Below are 24,345 nucleotides of genomic sequence, written 5' to 3'. Positions count from 1 at the left end.
GGTCACGGCTCAGACCTCCCACTTCACGTGGAGCTCCTTGGGACCGCGGAAGCCCCAGCCCCAGAAGTTGACCTCGTGGTCGGTGTCTCGCTCGATGTTCGGGATCGTCTCCAGCAGTTCCTCGAGCGCGATCCGGATCACGTTGTTCGCGAAATAGGTTCCGGCACAGGCATGGACGCCGCCACCGAAGGTCATGTTCGGGATCACGGCCCGGTCGAGGTCGTAGGCGGTCGGGGCGTCGTAGGCGTTCTCGTCCTGATTCGCCGACCCGTAGGACAGCATCACCACGGAGTTCTGCGGGATCGTCACACCGCCGACGACGACCTCGTCGGTGGCGATCTTCGCGGCCGCCGACCAGATCGGCGCGACCCACCGCATACCCTCACCGACCGCCCTGGGGATGAGGCCGGGATCGTCGACGACCCGCTCCAGCTGTTCCGGCCGGCTGAACAGACCGGCGAGTGTGGTCGCCATCGCATGTCCCGGCTCCTGCATCGCCCCGAGAAGGAACACATACAGGTTGGGGTAGATGACGTCGCGGCTGCGCGTCTGGCCTTCCGGCATCCCGTCGTGGAGCCAGTGCGAGATCGCGCTGTGATCCGGGTTGACGATCCACTCGTCGATCTTGGGGTCGACGTGCGCGATGATCTCGGCCTTCGCCTCGTCCCCCGGGACGAAGCCGTCGGGATTGGCGAACTCGCCGTCGGGCGTCATCGCGGAGTTGGTGAACGAGCCGCTGAGCTTGTGGAACCACTCCCGCAGTTTGTCCGTGCTCACATCCCCGAGGCCCAGCAGGTCGCCGAGGGCACGGACACTGACCGGTTCGCAGTACTCGGCGACGATGTCGGCCGAACCGTTGTCCTCGATCCGCTCCAGCAGTTCGCGTGCGAACGGACGCACCAGATCGTCGATGTAGTCGTCGACAGCCGACGGTTGCAGATGCGGCTCGACCATGTCGCGCAGGTCGCGATGCTCGGGGCCGTTCGAGTTGAGCAGCGCACCGTGGCCGAACGTGCGTCCGCCGGCCGGGGAGATCACCGCAGGCCAGGTGTCCGAGTCCTTCGCGATCTGCATGCAGAGTTCGCGGGTCGAGACGATGTACATCCCGAGTGACGGCACGAACGCCACCGGCGCCTCCTTTCGGAGCCGCTCGTAGAAGGGGTACGGATCGGCCTCCAGCTCGGCCATCGTGATCTCTTCGACGAACTTCGGGGTGACCTCGTGGGAGGGCTGTACTGCGGTCATGTGACTCTCCGTTGTCGTTCCGGATATCTGTTGTCTGGGGCCGGCTCGTTCGGTCATGCCGCCGGCCACGTCGGCGATGTCTTGTGATCTGGAACACTATGGGTGGAGGTGGTGGGAGAGAATGACTGCGAACGCACCGATGGATGACTCCGCGCGCACCGCCGGATCCGTGGAACTGAGCACCCGCGAGCTTGCGAGTGCCGAGGGCCGGGTGCGGTGGGCCGAGGCCCTCGACGCCACCTTCTGCGAGATGGACATCGACTGGCCCCAGGACCGACGCCCGTTCACCGCACAGATCGTCGCCCGACCCGTCGGCGCCCTGTCGGTCAGCGTGGTCCGCGCCGATCCGCACACCGTCGTGCGCACGCCGGCGATGATCGAATCCGATCCGGCCGACGACTATCTGCTGTGCCTCATCACCCAGGGGGCCGCGACGATCTCACAGGGTGAGCGCACCGGATTGCTGGAACACGGCGCCTTCGGGATCATCGACGCCACTGCACCTTTCGTCGTCAGTGGCGCAACCGAGTTCGAGCAGATCGTCGTGCGCGCCCCGCGGGAACAGCTCATCGCGCGGGCAACCCACGACGTCGTCGACGACGCGACGGGCCGGGCCATCGCGGTCGACTCGGGCATCGGACGGCTGGTGTCGAACTTCCTGGTCGATGTCGCGGCCCAGGTCCAGGGCATCTCCGTGCCGTCGTCGAGCACGGTGGCGAGCGCGGTCCTCGACATGGTCGCCGGCGCGATGACCGAGCAGGTCTCACCCCGCACCGCGACCGACCGGATACACGCCGCCGACCTCCGCGCGGTCCAGAACGCGATGGCCGATCACATCCACGATCCCGACCACACCATCGCACTGGTGGCCGCAGAGCTCGGGATGTCGGTGCGCTACGTCCACAAGCTGTTCAGCACGACCGGCACCACACCTCGGGCGTGGCTCTACGCCCGGCGGCTCGACCGGGCCCGTAACCTGCTCGTCCAGAGCGATCTGGGCGTCGCCGACATCTGCGCACAGGTCGGGTTCCGCGACCCGTCGCACTTCAGTCGTGCGTTCAGCCGGACCTTCGGGGTCAGCCCGTCCCGGTACCGGACCATCGCGCCCTGAGCGGCGCCCTCCCTAGGATGGTCGGTACGCGACCGCAGGAAGGGCCCATGACGACCAGCGACATCGACCGCAGTGCCCGATTCACCCACTCCGAGTCCATCGCCGTCGACGCCACGCCGCAGCAGGTCTGGGACGTGGTGACCGACATCGCTCGCACCGGCGAGTGGAGCCCGATCTGCAAGGCGTGCTGGTGGAAGGAGCCCGCGACCGGACCGGAGGTGGGCGCGTGGTTCTTCGGCCGCAACGAGACACCCGAGCGGGTGTGGGAGACCCAGTCGCGGGTGGTCGCCGCACAGGAGCCCGTCGAGTTCGCCTGGATGGTCAACGGCGACGCCGTGCGGTGGTCGTACACGATCGAACCCGACGACGACGGGACGACGCTGACCGAATCGTGGGCCGTGCAGCCGGCCGGGTTCGAGCTGTTCGCGCGGCGGTTCGGGGACGACGCCGACGCCCAACTCGAGCAGCGCCGCGACGCCGCGTTGTCGGGGATCCCGGTCACCCTCGCGGCGATCAAGGAGATCGTCGAACGCGTCTCTGCTCCCTGATCCGGAAGAACGACCTGGCCCCGCTCCCTGAGGAGCGAGCTTGCGAGCGTCACGAAGGGTCCCGCAAGGCGTCTCACCAGGCCCTTCGAGGCTCGTCGCTTGCGCTCCTCGCACCTCAGGGAGCAGTAGTTGGGCTCGCTCCTAGCACAAACAGGCTCTTTCAGATCAAGGAGCGCAGGCTCTACGAGCTGGCCACCTGCGAGTCCTGCCGACCCCACGCCGGCGACTTCTCGATCGCGCCGATGATCTGGGGCCGGAGCTCGTCGGCCTGGATGACCGCGTCGACCGAACCCACCTCGACGGCGCGTCGGATGCTGTGCACCGCGTCGAACTCCGCGGCGATCTCGCTGATCTTCTCCGCGCGCACCGACTGACGCAGATCGGCCAGCTCGGCGTTGAGCCGTGAGCGGTCGGGGCCGGTGGCCTGTGCGGTCTCCGCCTCGAGTTCGCGCACCCGTGCGTCGGCACTGACCCGCTTGGCCACGTCGCCGGCGAAGACCACCGCCGCCGCGGGGGCACCGCCGAGCACCGACGCGAACGACCCGTCGATCGCGAGCACGGTCATGTTGGGGTTCAACGCCTTCGAGAACACCACGAATGCACCACCGTGGTAGCGCGAGATCACGCAGAACACGATGGGGCCCTCGAAGTTCACGATGGCCCGCCCGATCTCCGCGCCGTACTCCAGCTGGAGCTTGCGCAACGACTCCGGCGATCCGTCGAACCCGGACAGGTTGGCCAGCACCACGAGCGGTCGGTTTCCGCTGGCCACGTTGATCGCGCGCGCCGCCTTCTTCGACGACTGCGGGAACAGCGTGCCGGCCGTGTAGGTGTCGGGACCGTCCGTGGGGGTGTATCCCCGGCGCGGCACCTCCCTCGACTCGATACCCAACAGGCACACCGGGATTCCGCCCATGTGCAGATCGCACACCACCGCGGTCTCCGCGTCGGCCATCCCCGCCCAGCGCTCCAGCACCGGGTGGTCCTGGTCGGCGACGGCGCGGATCACCGTGCGGATGTCGAAGGGCTTCTTGCGGTCCGGGTTGGTGGCCGCCGAGAAGATCTGCCCGACCGTGGTGAAGTCGCTGCCCGCCAGGACGTGCGGGTAGTCGGAGATGTCGCGGTCCACCGGGTCGCTCGTGATCGCGCGACGCGGGGTCTGCTCGCCCGACGCCACGTAGGTGTGCTCGTAGTGAGCCATCAGAAGATCCCGTGCGGCACCGAGATTCGGCGCCCAGTACTGCGCCTGACCGTTGGGGCCCATGACGCGGTCGTAACCGCCGATGCCGAAGTTGTCCTCCGCCGACACACCGCCGGAGAAGTCCAGCGACTGCTTGCCGGTGAGCACCATGGCCGACTCCGGTGTCATCACGAGGATGCCCTTGGTGTGCATGAGCATCGTCGCCTCGGCGTTCCAGTACGGCTGCCCGCCCACGTTGATCCCGGCCACGACGATGTTGATCTCACCGCCGGCCTGCGTGAACTCGACGATGCGCTTCAGCGCCCGGGCGATCCAGTCCATGTTCTCCGTGCCGGAATCCATGGAGATCCGCGCGCCCGACGACAGTGCGTACCACTCGAGCGGGACCTGCATCTGCTCGGCGAGGTCGAGCGCCGCGACCAGCCGGCTGCACTCCGGTTCCGCCAGTGCGCCCAGCGATTTCGTCGGGTCGCCGAGCAGGACCACGCGGGTGACACCGCGCGGGTACTTCTCGGTCGGGGTGGTGACCACACCGGCGACGATCGCCGCGGAGTTGCGACCCTTGGCCCGGTCGACCGGCACCAGACGCTGCTCGGCGTCGAGGTCGTACTCGGTGAAATCGCCCAGGATGGCGGCCAATTCGTACGGATAGACGGTGTTGCGCTTCGCTGCCCGCAGCACCTTCTGGCGGTACTCGTCGACCGGTTCGATCGGCTCGTCGGTCGGGTCGACGACCCGGACGTCGAACCCGCCGGTCGGGTTGACCGAGAAATGGACCGAGACCTTGCTCAGCTCGCCGGTGTCGCGGTCGCGGCGACGCGCGATGAGCTGGACCTCTTCGAGCCCCACTCCCTGTGTCGTGCCGCGGATGTGGTCGGCGATCGCGTCGAGGACGTCGGCGTCGACGTCGATCGGCGGCCACACGTACATGATGATCCGGTTGGCGCTGGACAGGTTGGTGGAACCGCGCTGCGCGCGCCGGATCGAGTCGACGCACGACGCGAGCGCCGCCTCGGCGGTCGGCAGCGTCAGCAGGCGGCCGTCCTGGTCGCGCAGTGCGGTCAGGTCGCGGACCTGCGCGAAGGCGACGAGACGGCGATCCGACGCGTTCTCCCGTGCGACACAACGGAAGAGGTAGACCTCTTCGTCGTCCGACGACGGCAGTCGGGTGAGGTCGAACTTGCGGAGCCGTTCCATCTGCATGCGCTGCGCGATGTAGGGGTGCAGTCCGCGGATCAGGCGTTCCTCGGCCATACCGGTCGCCGACGGCCGGAAGGTCACGTGGTGATGCATCCGCGCATCGGCACTGCCGGCGACCGTGATGGTGACGCGGTGCACCTGCGGCGGAAGCGAACTGGTGGCGACGATGTCGTGCAGTGTCCCGGCGAGCACGTCGAAGTCGTCGGGTTGCTGCTCCCACGCCAGGTAGATGTCGGCATCGACCGCGGCGGTGTCGCGGGCGAGTTCGGCGAGTCCGCCGATCGTCGCCGGCAGGGCGTCGAAACCGACTGCGGCCGAAGCGATGTCACCGGCATCTCGCTGGGCGACCACGAACGTCGCCCCGCCGGCCTCCCGGATCCGGATGTCGGCGAGGCCGCGGTTGCCGTAGTAACGCCGGGTCAGCACCTCGAGCATCACCGTGTTGTCGGCGTGCCGCTCGATGCGCTGGCCGAGAAGCCGGACGAGCGGTTCGGTGCTGCGCACCATGTCGTCGATGCGGCTCGTGCGGTCGGCGGCGTCGGGGTTCTCGTCGAGGTACTTGAGCTGCTTGCGCACATTGCTGTAGACGCGGGCGCGGTCGCGCAGCAGCAGCGGCTGGCCGTACCAGGCGTAGATGACGCCGCGGGCGAGGTCGGCGACGGCCGGGAAGCGGACCTGGGTGGCGGCGACGAGGCGGTCGAGGGCCGTGCCCACCGCGTCGCGCAGTTCGTCGCGCGGGGTCGGCTCGTCGAGCCATTCCAACAGCAGCGAGCTGATCACCGCGGCCGAGTCGTTCGGGTTCTGCAGCGCGAGGAAGATCCGGAACACCGCGGCCTCGAGCTCCGGGGTGCGCTCGAGGTCGGTCACGCCGTAGTGGCTGAGCGCGCGGCTCAGCTGGTCGTGGAACGCCGCGGGCAGCCCGTCGCGTTCGACGTCGAGACTCTGCAGGTAGGTGTGGAAGTTCTCGCGTGCGCTGTGCACGTGCTCGACACCGACCTCATGACTCGACGGCCGGTTCTGGCTCAGCTCGGCCAGGTCGGCGAACACCGTCACCAGTTCGAGCTCGTCGGCAAGCGGACGGCGGCCGCTGTCGAACGCGGCGCGCCGGACGGCGAGGTACTCGTCGAGCAGGCGCATCCGGTGGTTCGGGTCGACGTCGAAGCCGAGCAGCTGGCTGCGGAGGTCTTCCTGACTGCGGGTGGTGCGTTCGGTGGGATCGACCTCGAGCTCGGCAGGCAGCTCCAGGTCGACGGCGTCGGCGGCCACCTCCTCGACGGCGTCGTGCTCGTCGTCGGCGAGCGGTTCGAGGCGCATCAGGGTCGCGCCCGTCTCCACCTGGGTGCCGACCGACACCGCGCATTCCTTGACACGTGAGCGCACCGGCGCGCGCAGGACGGTCTCCATCTTCATGCTCTCCAGCACGAGGATGGGGGCGCCCGCGTCGACCTCGTCACCGGCCTGCAGCGGCGTCGCGACGACGAGCGCCGGCGCGGGCGAGCGCACCACACCGCCCTCGTCGCGGCTGACGCGGTGGGTGACGCCGTCCACGTCGACGAGGTGGATCGGTCCGTGGGTGTCGGTGAGCAGGCGGTAGCGCACCCGGTTGACCACGAGCTGCGCGGCGTGCTCGTCGAAGCGTTCGAGGTCGACATCGGCGGTGCGGATCTCGCCCGGCGCCTCGATGGTCACGCGGAAGCGATGCGCGCCGATGGCCCCGACCCGGACGCGATAGGCGACGCCGCGCAACTTCAGATCGAGCGGACGGCCGCTGTCGTGCTGTACCTGCGGACGACCGCCGGAGGCCGTCGACATCAGCCGCTGCCGCTCGACGAGTTCCTCTTCCTCGTACGCGTCGATGGCGGCGGCGATCAGCGCGATCGCCGAGTGCCGGTTGGCGACGAGGCCTCCTTCGGCACGCACGCGGTCGATCCAGCCGGTGTCCGCGCTACCGTCGATGACCTGCGGCTGCGCGAGCAGCTCCAGCACGAAGCTCTTGTTGGTCGCGCCGCCGGCGATGATCACGCGGGTCTCGCGCATGGCCCGGCGGAGGCGGCCGAGGGCCTCGTCGCGGTTCCGCCCGTAGGCGATGATCTTGGCGATCATCGAGTCGAAATCGGCGGGGATGGTGTCGCCCTCGCTGACGCCGGTGTCGACGCGGATGCCGGGGCCGGCGGGCAGCTCGAGCAGGTCGATACGGCCGGGCGCGGGGGCGAAGTCGCGGTCGGGATCCTCGGCGTTGAGGCGGGCTTCGATGGCATGCCCGCGCTCGACCGGGGGCTCACCCTCGAGGCGGCCGCCCGACGCCACGTGCAGCTGGGCACGGACCAGGTCGAAGCCGGTCGTCGCCTCGGTGATGGGGTGTTCCACCTGCAGGCGGGTGTTGACCTCGAGGAACGCGAGCAGGTTCTCGCCCGGGTGGTAGAGGAACTCGACGGTGGCCGCGCCGCGGTATCCCACGGCCACGGCGAGCCGCTCGGCCGACGCCTTGAGCTCGGCGACCCGGTCGGCGGGAAGTACCGGCGACGCGGATTCCTCGATGATCTTCTGGTTGCGTCGCTGAACCGAGCAGTCGCGGACGCCCAGCGCCCACGCGGTGCCCTGGCCGTCGGCGATGACCTGGACCTCCACGTGGCGCGCGCCGGTGACGAGTCGTTCCAGGAACACCACGCCACTACCGAAGGCGCGCTCGGCCTCCTCGCGGGTGCGGGTGTAGGCGTCACGGAGATCGGCGTCGCTGGTGACCTTGCGGATGCCGCGGCCACCACCGCCGGCGGTGGCCTTCAGCATCAGCGGATAGCCGATCTGGGCTGCCGCGGCCACGGCTTCGTCGAGGGTGTCCACACCGCCGCGGCTCCACGCCGCCACCGGGACGCCGACTTCTTCGGCGATGAGCTTGGCGCCGATCTTGTCGCCCAGTTTGCGCATCGCCTCGGCCGACGGCCCGACGAAGGTGACGCCGATGCGGTCGCAGAGTTCGGCGAACAGCGGGTCCTCGGCCACGAAGCCCCAGCCGACCCATGCCGCGTCGGCGCCGGTCTCCAGCAAGGCGTGCTCGAGCACCTTCATGTTCAGGTACGGACGCGACGCCGCGGGCCCGAGGTCGTATGCGACGTCCGCCTCACGTACGAACGTCGCGTTGCGGTCCACATCGGTGTGCAGCGCGATGACCTCGATGGGTTGCCCGGTCTCTTCCGAGAGGCCCCGAACGGCGTGGATGAGCCGCATCGCGGCCTCACCTCGGTTCACGATGGCGATACGAGAAAACAACACCGGCTCCATTCACGTCGTCGTCGTGCGGTTGAAGGTCCGCAGGTACGGTACAGCGCAGCGGCCCAGCTCAGTGGCGATCCGGGACGCGCGGGGTGGTTCGACGCTGTGATTCTTACGAGTCAAATCGCTACGCGCGAGTACGGCGCGTCGCGAGGTGGGTGAAACCACGCGATCCGGACTTCAGGCGGCCTTTTCGCGCAACCGTCGGGCTTCTCGAAGCACGGGCACCTCGGCGACAGTCGCCGGGAAGAACGGCATCGAACCCGAGTCGGGGTCGACCCGGGCTGCGGTGGCATTACAGAGCGCGTGCTCTGTTAGAGTTTCGTCATGCCTCGTCCTCGCACGCACGACCTCGAGCAGTTGATGGATGCGGCCGAGGGCTTGGCGGTCCGGGCCGGCCCTGCGGCGGTGACGGTTCGTGCGCTGTCGGAGCTCACCTCGATGTCCAACGGCGCGATCTATCACGCGTTCGGGTCGCGCGCGGGTCTCGTGGGAAGGGTGTGGTTGCGCGCTGCCGAGCAATTCCTCGCCGCTCAGCGCGAAGCGGTCGACGCGGTCCTCACCGGCGGCGACGGCCGCAGTGACTCCGCAGTCGAAGCCGTCGTCGTCGCCGCGGATGCGCCCGCACGGTTCTTGCTCGAAGCTCCTGTGCGGGGTGGCTTCCTACTCACGGTCGATCGCGGAGAACTGCTTGGGTCCAATGACCTTCCCGACGACCTCGCGAGGGAGCTCCGCGGTCTCGACCGGTCGTTGACGTCGTTGTTCGTCGAGTTGTCCCAGGCGGTCTGGCAGCGCGCAGACCGTGACGCCGTGTCCGTCATCAGAGACTGCGTGGTCGAACTTCCGACTGCATTGCTTCTGCGCGGCAGGAGAACCCCCGATGCCGCAACCCGCGAACGCATTGCAACGGCGGTCCGCGCCGTACTGTCCCTCACCCCAACCGAACCATCGCATCAGTCCACTTCTTCGCGAAAGGACCCGTCATGACAGCTTCACTGGACTATCGGGACGACATCGCCATCCTGACCATCGGCGACGACGAGAACCGGTTCTCCCCCGATTGGCTCGACGCCGTCGGTTCACTCCTCAACGACGCCGAGGCGAACGCCAAAGGCCTGATCACCGTGGGCGACGGCAAGTTCTACTCCAATGGTCTGGACCTGGACTGGCTCATCGCCAACGGCGATCGAGCCGACTGGTACGTCGAGGCCGTGCAAACGCTGCTCGCGCGCATCCTCACGTTCTCGCTGCCGACCGTTGCAGCGGTCAACGGTCACGCCTTCGGGGCGGGAGCGATGTTCGCCATCGCTCATGACTTCCGGATCATGCGCGCCGACCGCGGTTACTACTGCTTCCCGGAAGTGGACATCAACATCCCGTTCACCCCCGGGATGGCCGCGCTCATCCAGGCCAAGCTCTCCCCCCGATCTGCGCTCACCGCGATGAGCACCGGCCACCGGTACGGCGCCGCCGAAGCTCTGGACGCCGGCTTGATCGACGGCACTGCGGCCGAGGGGGAGATTGTCGGGGCAGCCCTGGAGACGCTGTCTCCGATTGTCGGCAAGGACCGGGCGACCCTCGGGGCCATCAAGTCGACGATGTTCGAGTCGGTGACGACGGCATTGCGGCATGGCCGAGCTCGATCATGACAGAACGATCCAGGCTGCTGACGTGTCAGGCAACCCCGAAGACCCCGGCCACCGTCGGGTTCGACTGATCAGATCCCGAGATCCGGCGCCTGCCCGTACTCCTCGTCGGTGACCGGTTGCAGCCACTGCACGACATCGTGGTCGTCGTCGCCCTCGTTGATCGCGAGATGGACCATCAGGCGCGTGGGGGCGGCTCCGTGCCAGTGCTCCTCGTCGGCTTCGAAGAGGACGCGATCGCCGGGGCGGATGACCTCGATGGGGCCACCGCGCCGCTGGCACAGGCCGATCCCCTCGGTGACGAAGACCGTCTGGCTGAGCGGGTGCCGGTGCCAGTGCGTCCGCGCCCCCGGCATGAAATGGACGAGGCTTGCCGACACCCGGGACGGCGGTGGCGAGGCGGCCGCCGCATCGATGTAGACGTCGCCGGTGAACCAGTCGCCGGGACCTTTGACGGTGTCGATGGAACTGCGAGTGATCTTCATGCTGAACACCTTTCGTTTGCCGTGAGGGTACCGACCGAGGTCAGACGGTGAGCAGTACCTTGGTCGCGCGGCGCTCGTCCATGGCGCGGTATCCCTCGGCGGCGTCGTCGAGCGGGAGGGCGAGGTCGAAGACCTTGCCGGGATCGATCTCCCGCGTCCAGATGAGGTCGATCAGGTCGGGCAGGAAGCGTCGGACCGGGGCGGGTCCGCCGTGCAGGTGGACGCCGGAGAAGAACAGCTCCAGGCCGGGGAGTTCGACGTCGTGCGAGACGCCGACGTAACCGACGTGGCCGCCCGGCCGGGTCGACCGGATGGCCTGCATCATCGACTCCTGCGTGCCGACGGCTTCGATGACCGAATGCGCACCGAGCCCGTCGGTGAGCTCCTTGATACGTGCCACGCCCTCGTCGCCCCGTTCGGACACGATGTCGGTCGCCCCGAACTCGCGCGCAAGCGCCTGCCGGTCCGCGTGCCTGCTCATCGCGATGATGCGTTCGGCGCCCAGGTGTTTCGCGGCCAGCACACCGAGCAGTCCGACCGCGCCGTCGCCGACGACGGCCACGGTCTTACCCGGACCCACCTCAGCCGCCACGGCACCGAACCAACCGGTGCCGAGCACGTCCGACGCCGCGAGCAGCGACGGGATGAGGTCGGCATCCGGCTGACCGGGTGTTGCCACGAGCGTGCCGTCGGCGTGCGGAATCCGGGCGTATTCGGCCTGCGTACCGAGGGCGCCCATCGGCTCGGCGTGCACACACCGGGACTGATAGCCGGCACGGCAGATCTCGCACGTGTTGTCCGAGGCGAAGAACGAACCCACCACGAAGTCGCCCACCTTGATCGACGACACCTGGTCGCCGACCTCGGTGACGGTGCCGACGTACTCGTGGCCCATCGGCGCGTGATCGACGTCTTCGATGCCGCGGTACGGCCACAGATCCGACCCGCAGACGCAGGTCGCGGCGACCTTGATGATCGCGTCGGTCGGTTCCTGGATGGTCGGGTTCTCGCGATCGTCCACCCGGATGGTGCCGGGGGCATCCATGATCACTCCGCGCATGTGTTCTCCTCGTCAGTCGGTTCCGCCACCTGCTCGCCTCACGAGACGAGCACGACGGCAGATGCGGTCACCCATCAAGGCAACCGCATGCGTCGCGTCCGCGACAGTTCCTGTCGGGAGGTGTACTGACAGGGCACCCCTGCACGCTTCCGACCGTCCTACGCTGGGCACATGGACAACCGAGCCGAGGTCCGCGAATTCCTGATGTCGCGACGCGCGAAGATCTCGCCCGAGACCGCAGGGCTCCCGGCCGGCGGTAATCGCCGCGTACCCGGTCTTCGACGCAGCGAGGTGGCGACCCTCGCCGGGGTGAGCGTCGAGTACTACTCCCGCCTGGAACGGGGCACCATCGCCGGTGCGTCGTCGTCGGTTCTCGAATCACTCGCGCGAGCCCTGCAACTCGACGACACGGAGCGCGCCCACCTTCTCGACCTCGCCCGGGCCGCCGACGGGATACCCGCCTCCGGACGGCCGAGGCGTCGTTCGGCGAAGGCCACGGCCTCTCGCCACAGCCTGACCTGGGCACTCGCCGCCATCACCGACGCCGTCGCCTTCGTGCGCGACTCGCATCAGGACCTGCTGGCCACCAATGCCCTCGGCCGCGCCTTCTATTCGCCGGTCATCGGCGACGGCGGCCGCACGCCGAACCTGGCCCGCTTCCAGTTCCTCGACCCGGCCAGTCGTGACTTCTACCCGGACTGGGAATTGTTCGCCGAGATGTGCGTCGCCATCATGCGGGCCGAGGCGGGACGCGATCCGCACGACAAAGCGCTCCAGGATCTCGTGGGCGAATTGTCCACGCGCAGCGACACTTTCCGCACACTCTGGGCCGCGCACAACGTCCGGACACACGGCACCGGGACGAAACGCTTCCACCACCCGGTGATCGGCGAACTGACGCTGGCCTATGAAGAGCTCGCCGTCACCGCCGATCCCGGGACGATCCTGATGATCTACGCCGCCGAGCCCGGCTCCCCCAGCGCCGAGCGACTCCAACTCCTGGCCTCCTACGCCGCCAGTGAGGTCGCCGAGTTCTGAGGACCGCGGTGGCCGAATCCCGTCGTTGAGACGACAATCACTGTTCGTTTCTTTCAGTGCCCCCTGTGCAGCTCACGCCGGACCCGCGCGCTGAAACCCTGTCCGAATAGTGCCTTTTCCAGCACTTTTGGGCAGCCTCACTTCTGACTACATGTGGTATCAGATACCTGTTCCAGTCCGCATTTTCAGAGGAGAAGCAGATGATCCGAGGCAGAGCGCTGGTCGCCGCCACCGTGGCCGCGATGCTGACATGGACGGGAGTCGGCGCCGCGGTGGCCGATCCGAACATCCAGCTTCCCGGCCGAGACGACGGCACGTCGAACTGTGCTGTCCTCGACGGGCGGGCCTTCGCGGGGTACATCGGCACCGGTGACCCGCAACCGACCCGGCCGATCGACGAACGTTTCGCCACGGCACCAAGCGACTGGTGCAACACGAATGTCGGCTACAGCAAGACGTCGTACGGCCCCGACGGCGTCACATTCAAGGCGCCGCCGACCGTCGAGGGGCTGTTCCCGTACAACAATGCGGAGATCCTTGCCAAGCCCGTGTTCGAGCCGGGCCAGACCATGACGATGCGCGTCGGCGGTACCGAGCAGATCAAGACATGGAACGGCACCACCGGCTGGGGAGTCTCGAATCGCTCCATCGACCCACTGGGACTGGAGATCGCCTGGTTCATGTACAACGGCTCCGCCGGCCTGGTCGGCCAGGCCAGCACGCTCACCGCACCGCTCGCGCAGGCTCTCGGACAAGACTTTCCCAAGGGCTTCTTCATGATGGTCAAGAAGTCGGGAACCCTTGTCCCGCAGGCCAGACTGCTACCGATGAGCATCCTCGACAAGCAGCATGACTATGCCGTCAAACTCGGCAGCAAACAGGTCGAGTTCTTCGTCGACGGTAAGGAGGTGGGAACGTTCGACGGCGCACCCACCGGCAAGTGGACCGACATCTCGCGCCAGCCCGTCCCGCTGCTGGGCCAAATGTGGCTCGATTCGAGCTATTGGTTCCCGCTGCCGATCCCGGAGTACAACGGCCGCTGGCAGACAGCCACGATGAGCCGCTACCGTCAGGGCCCGTCGACGACGACACCGTTGACCTTCGAGGACTGACGACCAGTCGTCGGCCAGGGACAGACAGCACTACTCGGAACAAGTTGTGACTCGCGTCACCTCGTGCTAGATGTTACAGGGATACACATTGTGTGTCATTGACACATCTTCCAACCCGACGAGGTGCAGCCCCACCATGTTGAATCGAGAAGTATTGCAGGACAGTCTGTCCCTGGTCGTCGACGACGAGCACAAGCTGATGCGCGACTTCTACGACCGATTGTTCGCCGAACATCCGGAGGTCCGGCTGATGTTCGGCGCCGACCTCCGACCACAGGCCACGATGCTGCAGCAGGCCATAGCCGCGGTCCTCGACCACCTCGACGACGCCGAGTGGCTCGGCCGCACACTCGGCGCGCTGGGACGCCGGCACAACGACCTCGGCGTGACGCCCGAGATGTACGACTGGGTGGCCGGTGCGCTCATCGCGACGATGGCCGAGCGCGGCGGCGCGGAGTGGACCGACGAGATGACCGCCGCCTGGAACGACGCTCTCGGTGCGGTCGCCGGCCTGATGCTCGACGCCTATCCGGCCGTCGCCGACTGAACCGGGGCGGCCGGTCGCCGCCACCGAATGTCTACTTTTGCGGACTTATCTCGCTGTGTCGTGAGTCATAGCTTCTGATGTGTACCTCTCACGTCACACAGGAGTTCCGATGACCAGACTGAAGTTCGGCACGTTCCTCGCCCCGATCCACGAACCGGGACAGAACCCGACGCTGCTGCTGCAGCGGGATCTCGAATTCGTCCAGTACCTCGAGCAATTGGGATACGACGAGGCGTGGTTCGGCGAGCATCATTCCGCGGGCGCCGAGATCTACGCGTCGCCCGAGATCATGATCGCGGCCGCAGGAGAACGCACCAGTCGCATCAAACTCGGCACGGGCGTCACCTCGGTCTCGTACCACAACCCGCTCTGGGCGGCCGAGCGCATGATCATGCTCGATCACCTGACCCACGGCCGCGCCCTGTTCGGCCTCGGGCCCGGATCGCTCCCGACCGACGCCGCGATGCTGGGCCTCTCCCAGATCGACACCCGTGAACTGCTCGCGGAGAACACCGACATCATCATGCGCCTCCTCCGCGGCGAGACGGTGACCGCCAAGACCCGCACCCACGAACTGTTCGACGCGAAGATCCAGATGGCCCCCTATTCGGATCCGCTGTTCGACGTCGTGGTCGCCGCGATCGCGTCGCCGACCGGTGCGCGACTCGCCGGCAAGTACGGCATCGGCCTGCTGTCCATCGCTGCCACGCTGACCGCCGACGGTTTCAGTGCACTGCAACATCATTGGGGTCTGCTCGAAGAGTTCGCCGCCCAGTCAGGACGCAGCGACGAGGTGGACCGATCGACCTGGCGACTGGTCGGGCCCTTCCACATCGCGGAGACCAAGGAGCAGGCCTACCAGGACGTCGAACACGGCATCGAGTACTGGTTCAACTACCTCCAGCACGTGGCGGCCTTCCCGCAGATGGACGTCCGCGGCACCAACAAGCACGAGATGATCGACTTCATCAACACCTCCGGCATCGGCGTCATCGGCACCGCCGACGAGGCACGTGCACAGGTCCAGCGCCTGATCGACCAGTCCGGCGGTTTCGGCACGCTGCTGATCCAGGGTCACGACTGGGCGAACCCGCAGGCCACCCGGCGTTCCTACGAGCTGTTTGCCCAGGACGTCATGCCGTACTTCCAGGGGCAGGCGCAACCGATGWTCGACGCCGCGGCGCGCGCCCAGGCGGTCCGCGAAGGCCAAGCGGCCGAACACGTCAAGGCCGTCGAGCACATGACCAAGAAGTACGAAGCCGAACTGGGACGGGTGTGACATGTCGAGCATCGAAGTGACCAAGGACTTCCCGCTGTCCGCCGGGGACGTGTGGTCGTGGATCGGTGACACCGGCGGTGTGGCGGCGTGGATTCCGGCCATCGACGCATCGCGGATGGACGGCGACGTCCGTCACGTGGTCTTCACCGACGGCGCACCGGCGCGCGAGCGCATCGTCGCCTTCGACGAGGAGGCACGTACGTACTCCTACGAGTACATCGACGGCCCGCTTCCGCTCGAGCACTACCGCTCGACCATCTCGGTCACGGCAGTCGGCGACGACACCTGCTCGGTTCACTGGTCAGCGAAGTTCGGCGCCGAATCCGCAACGGTGGAAGCCGAACTCGCCACCGCGATCGAAGGTATCTACGCGGCCGCCCTCGACGAGTTGGCCACCAAGGCCGTCCCGGCCTGATCCCGGTTGCCCGGCGGGTGCGTGCGTCCTTGACCCCGCACCCGCCGCGGCCGCATCGGAAGGACTTCCATGAACACCAGTCACATCGCCGACGACGTCGAGTCCGTGCACGCCGACGACCAGGCGTCGGTCCGCGACCGATTTCGTGAAGTGCTCGCGCACTTCGGTTCCGGCGTCGTGGTCATCACGTCGGCCGGCCCGGACGGTTCGCCCGTGGGCATGACCGTCGGCTCCTTCACCTCGATCTCGATGGAGCCGCCGCTGGTCGGCTTCTTCGCCGGCATCACCTCGACGACGCTGCCGTCGGTCGTGGCGAACGGCTCCTTCTGCGCCAACGTGCTGTCCGAGGATCAGCATGTCCTGGCGCGCACCTTCGCCCGGAGCGGCGCCGACAAGTTCGCGGGCGTGGAATGGACCCCGTCCGGCAACGGCTCCCCCCGGCTGGCGGGTGCGCATGCGTGGATCGAGTGCACCATCGACGAGCACCGCCCGATCGGCGATCACGAGCTCGTCGTGGGACGGGTCGACGCCCTCGGCGTTCCCGCCGCCAGCGAACCGTTGATCTTCCATCGCTCGCTGTTCCACGGATTGCGGGCACACCGATGAGCCACGAGGACCGGGTGCCCACGGACAGCACCGCCGCCGTCGAACGGTGTCTCGACCAGCTCCGCCTCGGGCGTCCGGTCATCGTCGTCGACGACGCCGACCGCGAGAACGAGGCCGATCTCGTGATGCCGGCACAATTCGCCGACGTCGACGACATCGCCTTCTTCCTCGAGTGCACCTCCGGCTTCCTGTGCGTCGCGATGACCGCGGATCGTGTTGCCGCATTGGAACTGCCCCCGATGGTCGACGACCCGACCGACCCCCTCGGCACCGCGTTCACCGTCAGCGTCGATGCCGCGGTCGGTGTCACGACCGGGATCAGCGCGGCCGACCGGGCCCGGACCATCCGCGCCCTTGCCGACCGCGAGGTCGGTCCGGCAGACCTCACCCGGCCGGGCCATGTGATGCCACTGCGTGCCAGGCCGGGCGGGGTCCTGGAGCGTCGCGGACACACCGAGGCAGCCGTGGACCTCTGCGCCGCAGCCGGTCTCGAACCTGCCGGTCTCATCTGCGAACTCGTCAGCCCCGACCGGCGCGCGATGCTCGGCGGGGCAGACGTCCGGGATTTCGCCGCGCGTCACGGACTCGCGGTGATCTCCATCGCCGATCTGGTGGCCCACCGCCGCGCAGGCCGCTCGGTGGAACGGGGCGCGACCTGCGCGCTGCCGACCGATCACGGCATCTTCCAGGCCACCGTGTACCGATCATCCAGTGGCGCGGAACATCTCGCACTCGTGCGCGGCGAGCCCACGCAGGGCGAACCGCTCGTGCGCATCCACAGCGAATGCCTCACCGGAGACACGCTCGGCTCGCGCCGATGCGACTGTGGCGCCCAACTGCGAGCCGCACTCCAGCACGTCGCGGACGCCGGAGCCGGGGTCGTGGTGTACGTCGGCGGACACGAAGGACGCGGCATCGGTCTGGCGGCCAAGATCGCCGCCTACCGACTCCAGGACCTCGACGGAGTCGACACCGTCGACGCGAACCTGCGCCTCGGTCAGCCCGTCGACAGCCGGGACTATCGGGACGCGGCGGCGGTGCTGGCAGATCTCGGCGTCAGACGGGTCCGGTTGCTGACCAACAACCCGGCCAAGGTCGACGGGCTGGCCTCCAACGGCATCGAGGTCGTCGAGACGTTCGGACTCGAGATCGAGGCCACCGCGGACAACGCCGGATACCTCGCCACCAAGCGCGACCGGCTCGGCCACCGGCTGACGCCGTCCGTGGCAGCGACATCGACGGCGGTGGTCTGAATGTCCGACGACAAGAGCACGGAGAGAGCCGGATTCGGCTCACTGTTCGAGCGGGTGACGGTGATGCACGCGACCGACCGGTGGGCCGGCGTCGCCGGTGACGTCGAAGCCGTCATGGGATCACCCAGGTTCTCCGACGGGTCCGCCTGGGCGGCCTGGGATGCGCTGAGCGTCTCCGACGAGACGGACGGGCCGGCCTGGTCACTCCTCGCGCGGACTGCCGATCTGGCAGCCACGATCGACGTCGCGCGCTCACTGGGCTGGCATGTCGGCCAGAAGTCGGTGGGAGGCCACGAGACTCGCGTGCCCCTGCGTTCGCCTAGCGGGCTGACCGTCATCGCGTACACACCGACGCCTGCCCCGTGACCGCGCCCGGAGTCGTCTCGGAAGCAGCCCGTTCAGCGAGCGCGGCGGCGAGAACGCAGCACCGCGGTCGCGAGCTCGGCCCGGTTGCGCAGTCCCGCGGCGTCGAAGATGCGACTCACGTACTTCTTCACCGACAGCTCCGACAGCGACAGGCGCTGGGCGATCTCGGCGTTGCTCAGGCCGTCGCTGACGAGTTCGGCGACCTCCAGCTGTCGCGGTGTGAGCGCGGCCAACGGGTCGACGGGCTCGTGCGCCGCGGACACCGTCGTGGATCGAGCCCGCAGCTGACGCGCGAGGATGCGCATCGCGAGCAGGTCGGATTCGTCCCACTTCCGGACGCGGTCGAACATGCCGACGAGGGCCTCACCGTCGGAGAGCGGCAGGTGCAGGGCCGACGCGGTCTCCATGTCGTTGGGGTGCAGATAGTCCACGACATAGGAGCGCTGCGGGACCGGCAGGCGCGACAGTTCTTCGAGGGTCGCGAATCCCTCGGCCGTGAGGACCCGCCGGGCACGCGGCAGCGCGAAGATGTCCTTGTCGCGCCATCGTTCGCGGTAGTCCCGCAGCAGCGGGGCCGCGGCGCCGGTCAGCAGCGGTGCCGGGTCGTCGAAGATCTCGCTGTAGGTGCGGCCGTGGAAGAACGTCACGTCACGAACCCCGAAGTACGTGGAGATGGCCTCGACCAGGCCCTCTTTGAGTCCTGACCGCCGGCCGCGTGTTCGCACTGCTCGAGCACCGCCAGGACCCCGAGCATCTGCCGACGCGACAGCAGGTCCTGCCATCCCCCGCGAGGCGACACCGGATCGGCGCCGGGCCTGCGTCGGGCGCCCGGCTCAGAACTACCGCGCATAGCTACGAACAGTACCCATCGACCCGTGACCAGCGGTCCGGGTCGCCCAATCCCACCGGATCGAGAGGCACCCGCCCATGACGACGACTCCTCCCCTCGGCACCGACCTGATCGGCGCGGCGCGGTCGCACTCGCTCGGCGACATCCCGCGCAGGTCGGCCGCTCGGACGCCCGACAAGCCGGCCGTCATCCACCGCGACACCCGCCTGACCTTCCGGGAGTTCGACGACGCGGTCGACCGGGTCGCCGCCGCGTTGCACGCCGCCGGCCTGCGGCCGGGACAGACCCTCGGCATCCTGTCGCACAATTGCTGGCAATTCCCCGTGGTCATCTTCGCCGCCGCGCGGATCGGGGTCATCTCGGTTCCGATCAACTTCATGCTCACCGCGTCGGAGATCGCGTACATCCTCGACGATTGCGGTGCGTCCGGCCTGATCGTCGAAGACGCGCTCGTGCCCACCGCCGACGAGGCGATCGCCGCATCGACCGCACCGGTGACCGTACGCCGGTCGATCCCGCTGAGCACCAGGCCTTCCGATTCCCGATGGCCGTCCGTCGACGACTGGGTGCGAGAACCCGCCGGGCCGTTGCCCGACGTCCGCGTCGCCGACGACGACGTCATCCGCATCATGTACACCTCCGGCACCGAATCCCGGCCGAAGGGCGCGATGCACACGAGCCGAACGCTCATGTGGCAGTACATGAGTTGCGTCGTCTCGGGCGGGATGAGCGAGGACGACATCGAGGTGCACTCGCTCCCCCTCTACCACTGCGCGCAACTGGACAACTTCCTGATCACCGACATCATGCTGGGCGCGACCAGCATCATCCTCGACCGTCCGGACACCGCGACGCTGCTCCGGACGGTGGCCCAGGAGGGTGCGACCAAACTCTTCTGCCCGCCGACCGTGTGGATCTCGTTGCTGAGTTCCCCCGACTTCGACCCGGATGCCCTGTCGTCGCTGCGGAAGGGGTATTACGGGGCCTCCGCGCTCCCCGTCGAGGTGCTGGGTGAACTGAGCGCAGCCCTGCCCGGCCTCCGTCTCCGGAACTTCTACGGCCAGACCGAGATGGGTTCGCTGGCAACGGTCCTGGCGCCCGACGATCAGGCCACCCGCGGGGGTTCCGCCGGGCGTCCCGCGCTGAACGTCGAGACCCGGATCGTCGACTCCGACGGTCGGGGCGTGCCGGCCGGCACGGTCGGGGAGATCGTGCACCGCAGTCCCCAGGTGACGGTCGGCTACCTCAACCTGCCCGAGAAGACGGCCGAGTCGTTCCGCGGGGGCTGGTTCCACAGCGGCGATCTCGGTTACTTCGACGGCGACGGATACCTGTGGGTGGTCGACCGGCAGAAGGACATGATCAAGACCGGCGGCGAGAACGTGTCGAGCCGCGAGGTCGAGGAAGTGCTGTTCGAACACCCTGCCGTGCAGGAAGTAGCGGTCATCGGCGTTCCGCATCCCTACTGGGTGGAAGCCGTTGCGGCGGTGGTGGTACCGGCCTCCGGGTACACGATCGACCCGGGATCGATCACCCAGCACTGCCGAGACCGGCTCGCGCCGTACAAGATCCCGAAGATCGTGATCGCGAGCGAGTCCCTGCCCAAGAACCCCAGCGGCAAGATCCTCAAGCGCGACCTCCGTGACCACTACGCCGACATCGCCTCGGGTGAAGGCTGAACCCGCTGGTTCTCAACCGGTTCAGCTCGCCTCGAGCCGTTCGACGATCCCGCGATCTCCATCGACCCGCACGCGGTCTCCCGTCCGCAACACCTGGGTGCCCACCAGGGTGTTCACGACGCACGGCAGTCCGTACTCGCGGGCGACCACCGCACCGTGCGAGACCGAACTGCCGATGTCGGTGACCAGTGCACCGATGACGGTGAAGTACGGCGTCCAGCCGACGTCGGTGACAGGTGCCACGAGGATCTCACCGCGCTGGACATCACGCGCCTCCACGATCGACTTCGCCACGCGCACCACGCCTTCGACGGTTCCCCGGCCCGCCGGTCGACCCACGATCCGGCCATCGCCGACATTCCGCTCAGGAGCCACGACGCGCGGGGACGGGCGGCCGACCGACACATCGTCGAACTCGAGCCGATCCTGGTACGACAACGCTTCTCGACGCTTCCGCGCACTCTCGACGAGGTCGGTGACGTCGCCGGCGCCGACGATCCGTTGCAGCTCCGCACGGTCGAAGAAGAAGACGAGATCGGCGTCGGGAAGCCGCCCGGTCTCGACCAACACCTCGCCGAGGTGCCGGTAACCTCGTTTGAGCCGATGGGCCATCAGCGCCATCCGCGACTTCGTCTCCTCCCGCCCGCGCGCACCGCCTTGCGCCAACCGGGCCAGGACTCGGATCGCCCGAGCGGGGTGCGGGTCGGCGGGCGCACGGTCAGGTCGCGCGACGGTCCGGGTCCCGACCGACCGCAGCATCACCTGCATCATCGCCCCCAGACCACCGGGGTCATCGGCCCAGGACGGGTCGCGCATGCACAGTTCGCGGTACCCGCGATGTCCGTGGCGCTCGAGGAATCTCCGCAGGGCCGAGCCGGCACTTCCGTCGGACGACTGCAACGTCGTGGCCGCATCGTCGGGCGGTGCATCGAGGAACGCGTCGGCGACCGCGGGGTCGGTGGCGATGGCCCGAACCACCGCGTCGAGTTCGACGAGCATCAGCGCGCTTTCCACCTCCGAGGCGCCGGCCATCAGCCGGGCGGCCTCGGCCTTGCCGTCGTCCTCGGTGCGGCCGTCCTTCTCCGCCCGCCGGACCAGCACGCTCTCGAGCACATTAGCCGCGACGGCAGCGCGTGAGGACGACCGCACATGGATGAGGGTGACATCGCAGTACTGGGCGACCCCGGCTTCCAGCTCCTCCCATACGACCCGGGGGTCGCGGCTCGTCGGCACCGCGAACCCGGCGATCTCACCGGGCAGTCGACGGATGGCCGGACCGACCGACAGCGCGTGCGAGGTCAGCCGGATGGTGTTCCCGAGCTTGCGCCGGAACGGTTGTGGCGGCTTGGGTTCGAGTTCGTCGATGACCCGCCCGCAGATCGAGGTCGAGAACTGTTCCAGCGAGTTCCCGAGGATGCCGGAACTCAGTGCCGTGCCCTCGGTCAGGTTCAGGAACATGTGCCCGTAGAAGTAACCCACCTGCAGCCAGGGCTTCTCGTATCGCTCCTGTGCCCGGGCGACCACCTGCACCATCTGCATCGCGTAGTCGATCGCGAATCCGGAGACCGATGCGGTCAGCGGACAGAACGCGCCCGGCATCATCTCGCCGATGTTGCATCGTGTGTACACATGGTCGGCGCCGGCCAGCGGCGAGTCCATCTCGTTCAGGTCACCGGGCAGCGTGGTGATCGGCCGAGCCTGCAACCACCAGAGTTCACCGGATTTGTCGATGGCCCATTCGAGGTCCATCGGCCGGCCCCACTCCTGCTCGGCCCGGCGGGCGCCGGACTGGATCGCCGCGATCTCGACCGGCGACAGAACCGGCGCCGCAACAGTTTCGTTGACCACCGCGGTTCCGTCGGCATCGAGCACGACGTGATCGGGAGCAACCGTCCCGTCAACGAGCGCCTCGCCGAGTCCGGAAACGACGTCGATCACCGTCAGGTCCCGCCGACCTGAGACCGGGTCCGCGGTGAACACCACGCCCGCGGCGCGCGCATCGACCATCCGCTGGACCACCACATTCATGGTGGCCGCGCCGTTTCCAGAATATGACGACGCACGTCGCGAGTGCACGGAGTCGGCGCAGGCGCGGACCGCGGCGACGAAGTCGTCGACCGAATCGACCCCCAGCACGGTGTCGTACTGTCCGGCGAAGGACTGGTCGTCCCCGTCCTCCCCCACGGCCGAGGACCGGACCGCCACTGGTGTCCATCCGGCGGCGTCCATCTCGTCGAATCGTGCTGTCGCAGCGTCGGACACCCCCGACACGCCGGCAATCACATACCCGGGCGGCACCGGGAGACCCAGGCGCCGCAGACGTGCGAGTCCGGCCGCCTTGCCGCCGTACCGGTCGTCGGCGATCTCCTCGAATTCGACTGTCTTCGCGCTCATCTCGCGTCACCGGCGAGGGAGTCGACGATCTCGGCCAGCGGTTCCACACCGATGGGTCCCGGTTGATAGAGGCAGATGCGGTCGGACACACCGTCGACGCGGTCGCGGATGTGTGAGGCGATCTCGGCCGGAGTGCCGCAGGCGGCGATGGTGTGGAGGATCTCGTCGTCGATGAGTCCGGCCATCTCCTGCCAGCGGCCCTGCTTGGACATCGCGTTGAGTTCCGGCTGCAGGTCTCCCCACCCGTGCGCATCGAGGACCGGCCGGTATGCCGGAGTGGAACCGTAGAACGCCAACAGCATTCGCGTCGAGGCGTGGTCGGCGTCGCGGTCTTTCGCGACCGTCACATTCGGCCCGCTCGCTCCGCTTCCGGCGACCGAGACGATGATCTCCGGCACCACCTCGAAGTCGTTCTCGCCACGACCGGCGGCCGCGAGGCCGGCCCGCACGGCGGGCAGCGTCGTGCCGTGCAGGAACCGCTTCGACCCGAACGGCATCACCAGCAGACCGTCCGCGACTTCGGCGGTGGCACGGGTGAGTCGAGGGCCCAACGCGCCCAGGTAGATCGGCGGCGGCCCGTAGGGATTCGGGCCGGGTACGAAGGTCGGCGTCATCAGGGTGTGCCGGTGATACTCGCCCCGGAAGTCCAGACGCTCACCGTCGTTCCAGGTGGCGAAAATGGCCCGCAGGGCACCGACCATCTCCTTCATCCGCTCCACAGGACGGTCGAATTCGGCGCCGTATCGCTTCTCGATCTGGGCGCGCACCTGGGTACCGAGTCCGAGAATGAATCGGCCCTCGCTGAGCAGCTGCAGGTCGTTGGCCTGGTGGGCGAGTTGAATCGGGTTGCGCGGGAGCGCGATCGCCACATTCGACATGATGTCGAGCCCGTCGACCGCTGTCGCGAGCGCGAGCGGCGTGAACACGTCGTGCGGACCTTCGAAGGTGAACACCCCCGACGCGCCGGCCTCCTGCAACGCCCGCGCGCGATCGACCGCTCCGACCGGATCGAACAACGCCGTCATGATCTTCATGTCGAT

General features: G+C 68.1%; 20 protein-coding genes. 13 read left to right on the top strand and 7 right to left on the bottom strand.

Features of this window, described 5'->3' with window-relative positions; translation table 11 throughout:
- Window positions 1–9: 9 nt before the first annotated feature.
- Window positions 10–1,245 carry a cytochrome P450 gene (locus A9310_RS22600; protein ID WP_065632478.1) on the bottom strand — a complete coding sequence of 412 codons (1,236 nt, stop codon included), beginning with the start codon at window positions 1,243–1,245 and terminating at the stop codon, window positions 10–12.
- Window positions 1,246–1,366: 121 nt separating this feature from the next.
- Between A9310_RS22600 and A9310_RS22595 the strand changes: the two genes are divergently transcribed.
- Together A9310_RS22595 and A9310_RS22590 are read left to right on the top strand one after the other, a co-directional pair.
- Entirely contained in the window at window positions 1,367–2,356 is a 990-nt protein-coding gene (locus tag A9310_RS22595) for an AraC family transcriptional regulator (protein ID WP_065632477.1), read from the top strand.
- Between the two features lie 47 nt (window positions 2,357–2,403).
- Window positions 2,404–2,904 (top strand): SRPBCC family protein, encoded by a 501-nt coding sequence (locus A9310_RS22590; protein WP_065632476.1) that lies wholly within the window; start codon window positions 2,404–2,406, stop codon window positions 2,902–2,904.
- 181 nt (window positions 2,905–3,085) lie between these two features.
- On the opposite strand, the gene A9310_RS22585 is transcribed toward A9310_RS22590, so the two are convergent.
- Window positions 3,086–8,584 carry a carboxyl transferase domain-containing protein gene (locus A9310_RS22585; RefSeq protein WP_065632475.1) on the bottom strand — a complete coding sequence of 1,833 codons (5,499 nt, stop codon included), beginning with the start codon at window positions 8,582–8,584 and terminating at the stop codon, window positions 3,086–3,088.
- A gap of 318 nt (window positions 8,585–8,902) precedes the next feature.
- On the opposite strand from A9310_RS22585, the gene A9310_RS22580 reads away from it, so the two are divergent.
- The gene (locus A9310_RS22580) at window positions 8,903–9,562 is read left to right on the top strand and encodes a helix-turn-helix domain-containing protein (protein WP_065632474.1); all 660 of its coding nucleotides are present in this window, start codon (window positions 8,903–8,905) and stop codon (window positions 9,560–9,562) included.
- Window positions 9,559–10,224: an enoyl-CoA hydratase-related protein gene (locus A9310_RS22575; RefSeq protein WP_065632473.1), complete on the top strand. Its 666-nt coding sequence runs from the start codon at window positions 9,559–9,561 to the stop codon at window positions 10,222–10,224. Before A9310_RS22580 ends, A9310_RS22575 begins: the two co-directional genes overlap by 4 nt.
- A 68-nt stretch (window positions 10,225–10,292) precedes the next feature.
- On the opposite strand, the gene A9310_RS22570 is transcribed toward A9310_RS22575, so the two are convergent.
- Window positions 10,293–10,706 (bottom strand): cupin domain-containing protein, encoded by a 414-nt coding sequence (locus A9310_RS22570; protein WP_065632591.1) that lies wholly within the window; start codon window positions 10,704–10,706, stop codon window positions 10,293–10,295.
- A gap of 40 nt (window positions 10,707–10,746) precedes the next feature.
- Window positions 10,747–11,766, bottom strand: coding sequence for a zinc-dependent alcohol dehydrogenase family protein (locus A9310_RS22565; protein ID WP_065632472.1), 1,020 nt, complete (start codon window positions 11,764–11,766; stop codon window positions 10,747–10,749).
- Window positions 11,767–11,937: 171 nt separating this feature from the next.
- Here A9310_RS22565 and A9310_RS22560 point away from each other — a divergent pair, with 171 nt between their 5' ends.
- The 8 genes from A9310_RS22560 to A9310_RS22525 all read left to right on the top strand — a co-directional run bounded on the left by A9310_RS22560 (window position 11,938) and on the right by A9310_RS22525 (window position 18,382).
- Window positions 11,938–12,804 carry a helix-turn-helix transcriptional regulator gene (locus tag A9310_RS22560; RefSeq protein WP_065632471.1) on the top strand — a complete coding sequence of 289 codons (867 nt, stop codon included), beginning with the start codon at window positions 11,938–11,940 and terminating at the stop codon, window positions 12,802–12,804.
- A gap of 200 nt (window positions 12,805–13,004) precedes the next feature.
- Window positions 13,005–13,916 carry a hypothetical protein gene (locus A9310_RS22555; protein WP_065632470.1) on the top strand — a complete coding sequence of 304 codons (912 nt, stop codon included), beginning with the start codon at window positions 13,005–13,007 and terminating at the stop codon, window positions 13,914–13,916.
- 136 nt (window positions 13,917–14,052) lie between these two features.
- Window positions 14,053–14,463 carry a globin domain-containing protein gene (locus A9310_RS22550; RefSeq protein WP_083207495.1) on the top strand — a complete coding sequence of 137 codons (411 nt, stop codon included), beginning with the start codon at window positions 14,053–14,055 and terminating at the stop codon, window positions 14,461–14,463.
- 109 nt (window positions 14,464–14,572) lie between these two features.
- Window positions 14,573–15,742, top strand: coding sequence for an LLM class flavin-dependent oxidoreductase (locus A9310_RS22545; protein ID WP_065632469.1), 1,170 nt, complete (start codon window positions 14,573–14,575; stop codon window positions 15,740–15,742).
- 1 nt (window position 15,743) lies between these two features.
- The gene (locus tag A9310_RS22540) at window positions 15,744–16,157 is read left to right on the top strand and encodes an SRPBCC family protein (protein ID WP_065632468.1); all 414 of its coding nucleotides are present in this window, start codon (window positions 15,744–15,746) and stop codon (window positions 16,155–16,157) included.
- Window positions 16,158–16,226: 69 nt separating this feature from the next.
- The gene (locus A9310_RS22535; RefSeq protein ID WP_083207494.1) at window positions 16,227–16,763 is read left to right on the top strand and encodes a flavin reductase family protein; all 537 of its coding nucleotides are present in this window, start codon (window positions 16,227–16,229) and stop codon (window positions 16,761–16,763) included.
- Window positions 16,760–18,016 carry a 3,4-dihydroxy-2-butanone-4-phosphate synthase gene (gene ribB, locus A9310_RS22530; protein ID WP_065632467.1) on the top strand — a complete coding sequence of 419 codons (1,257 nt, stop codon included), beginning with the start codon at window positions 16,760–16,762 and terminating at the stop codon, window positions 18,014–18,016. The genes A9310_RS22535 and ribB overlap by 4 nt, the downstream gene beginning before the upstream one ends.
- Window positions 18,017–18,382 (top strand): hypothetical protein, encoded by a 366-nt coding sequence (locus A9310_RS22525; protein WP_065632466.1) that lies wholly within the window; start codon window positions 18,017–18,019, stop codon window positions 18,380–18,382.
- Between the two features lie 32 nt (window positions 18,383–18,414).
- Here A9310_RS22525 and A9310_RS22520 read toward each other — a convergent pair whose 3' ends face one another.
- Window positions 18,415–19,107: a LuxR C-terminal-related transcriptional regulator gene (locus tag A9310_RS22520; protein WP_254661321.1), complete on the bottom strand. Its 693-nt coding sequence runs from the start codon at window positions 19,105–19,107 to the stop codon at window positions 18,415–18,417.
- 202 nt (window positions 19,108–19,309) lie between these two features.
- Between A9310_RS22520 and A9310_RS22515 the strand changes: the two genes are divergently transcribed.
- Window positions 19,310–20,911, top strand: coding sequence for a fatty acyl-CoA synthetase (locus A9310_RS22515; protein WP_065632465.1), 1,602 nt, complete (start codon window positions 19,310–19,312; stop codon window positions 20,909–20,911).
- Between the two features lie 21 nt (window positions 20,912–20,932).
- Here the strand turns inward: A9310_RS22515 and A9310_RS22510 are convergent, their stop codons facing one another.
- Both A9310_RS22510 and A9310_RS22505 read right to left on the bottom strand, forming a co-directional pair.
- Window positions 20,933–23,305 carry a PEP/pyruvate-binding domain-containing protein gene (locus tag A9310_RS22510; RefSeq protein WP_065632464.1) on the bottom strand — a complete coding sequence of 791 codons (2,373 nt, stop codon included), beginning with the start codon at window positions 23,303–23,305 and terminating at the stop codon, window positions 20,933–20,935.
- Window positions 23,302–24,339 carry a TIGR03617 family F420-dependent LLM class oxidoreductase gene (locus A9310_RS22505; RefSeq protein ID WP_065632463.1) on the bottom strand — a complete coding sequence of 346 codons (1,038 nt, stop codon included), beginning with the start codon at window positions 24,337–24,339 and terminating at the stop codon, window positions 23,302–23,304. Before A9310_RS22505 ends, A9310_RS22510 begins: the two co-directional genes overlap by 4 nt.
- Between the last annotated feature and the right edge of the window lie 6 nt (window positions 24,340–24,345).

The sequence above is a fragment of the Gordonia sp. UCD-TK1 genome (genome assembly GCF_001691435.1).
Lineage (GTDB): Bacteria > Actinomycetota > Actinomycetes > Mycobacteriales > Mycobacteriaceae > Gordonia > Gordonia hongkongensis.
Note: the sequence above shows the minus strand (reverse complement) of the source record. Positions and strands in the feature narration are given on the sequence as shown.

Coding starts and splice junctions, on each gene's coding strand:
- A9310_RS22590 (WP_065632476.1), top strand. CDS start 2,404: ATGACGACCAGCGACATCGACCGCAGTGCCCGATTCACCCACTCCGAG.
- A9310_RS22535 (WP_083207494.1), top strand. CDS start 16,227: ATGAACACCAGTCACATCGCCGACGACGTCGAGTCCGTGCACGCCGAC.
- A9310_RS22600 (WP_065632478.1), bottom strand. CDS start 1,245: ATGACCGCAGTACAGCCCTCCCACGAGGTCACCCCGAAGTTCGTCGAA.
- A9310_RS22505 (WP_065632463.1), bottom strand. CDS start 24,339: ATGAAGATCATGACGGCGTTGTTCGATCCGGTCGGAGCGGTCGATCGC.
- A9310_RS22565 (WP_065632472.1), bottom strand. CDS start 11,766: ATGCGCGGAGTGATCATGGATGCCCCCGGCACCATCCGGGTGGACGAT.
- ribB (WP_065632467.1), top strand. CDS start 16,760: ATGAGCCACGAGGACCGGGTGCCCACGGACAGCACCGCCGCCGTCGAA.
- A9310_RS22570 (WP_065632591.1), bottom strand. CDS start 10,706: ATGAAGATCACTCGCAGTTCCATCGACACCGTCAAAGGTCCCGGCGAC.
- A9310_RS22515 (WP_065632465.1), top strand. CDS start 19,310: ATGACGACGACTCCTCCCCTCGGCACCGACCTGATCGGCGCGGCGCGG.
- A9310_RS22510 (WP_065632464.1), bottom strand. CDS start 23,305: ATGAGCGCGAAGACAGTCGAATTCGAGGAGATCGCCGACGACCGGTAC.
- A9310_RS22585 (WP_065632475.1), bottom strand. CDS start 8,584: ATGGAGCCGGTGTTGTTTTCTCGTATCGCCATCGTGAACCGAGGTGAG.
- A9310_RS22550 (WP_083207495.1), top strand. CDS start 14,053: ATGTTGAATCGAGAAGTATTGCAGGACAGTCTGTCCCTGGTCGTCGAC.
- A9310_RS22595 (WP_065632477.1), top strand. CDS start 1,367: ATGACTGCGAACGCACCGATGGATGACTCCGCGCGCACCGCCGGATCC.
- A9310_RS22525 (WP_065632466.1), top strand. CDS start 18,017: ATGTCCGACGACAAGAGCACGGAGAGAGCCGGATTCGGCTCACTGTTC.
- A9310_RS22555 (WP_065632470.1), top strand. CDS start 13,005: ATGATCCGAGGCAGAGCGCTGGTCGCCGCCACCGTGGCCGCGATGCTG.
- A9310_RS22580 (WP_065632474.1), top strand. CDS start 8,903: ATGCCTCGTCCTCGCACGCACGACCTCGAGCAGTTGATGGATGCGGCC.
- A9310_RS22575 (WP_065632473.1), top strand. CDS start 9,559: ATGACAGCTTCACTGGACTATCGGGACGACATCGCCATCCTGACCATC.
- A9310_RS22560 (WP_065632471.1), top strand. CDS start 11,938: ATGGACAACCGAGCCGAGGTCCGCGAATTCCTGATGTCGCGACGCGCG.
- A9310_RS22540 (WP_065632468.1), top strand. CDS start 15,744: ATGTCGAGCATCGAAGTGACCAAGGACTTCCCGCTGTCCGCCGGGGAC.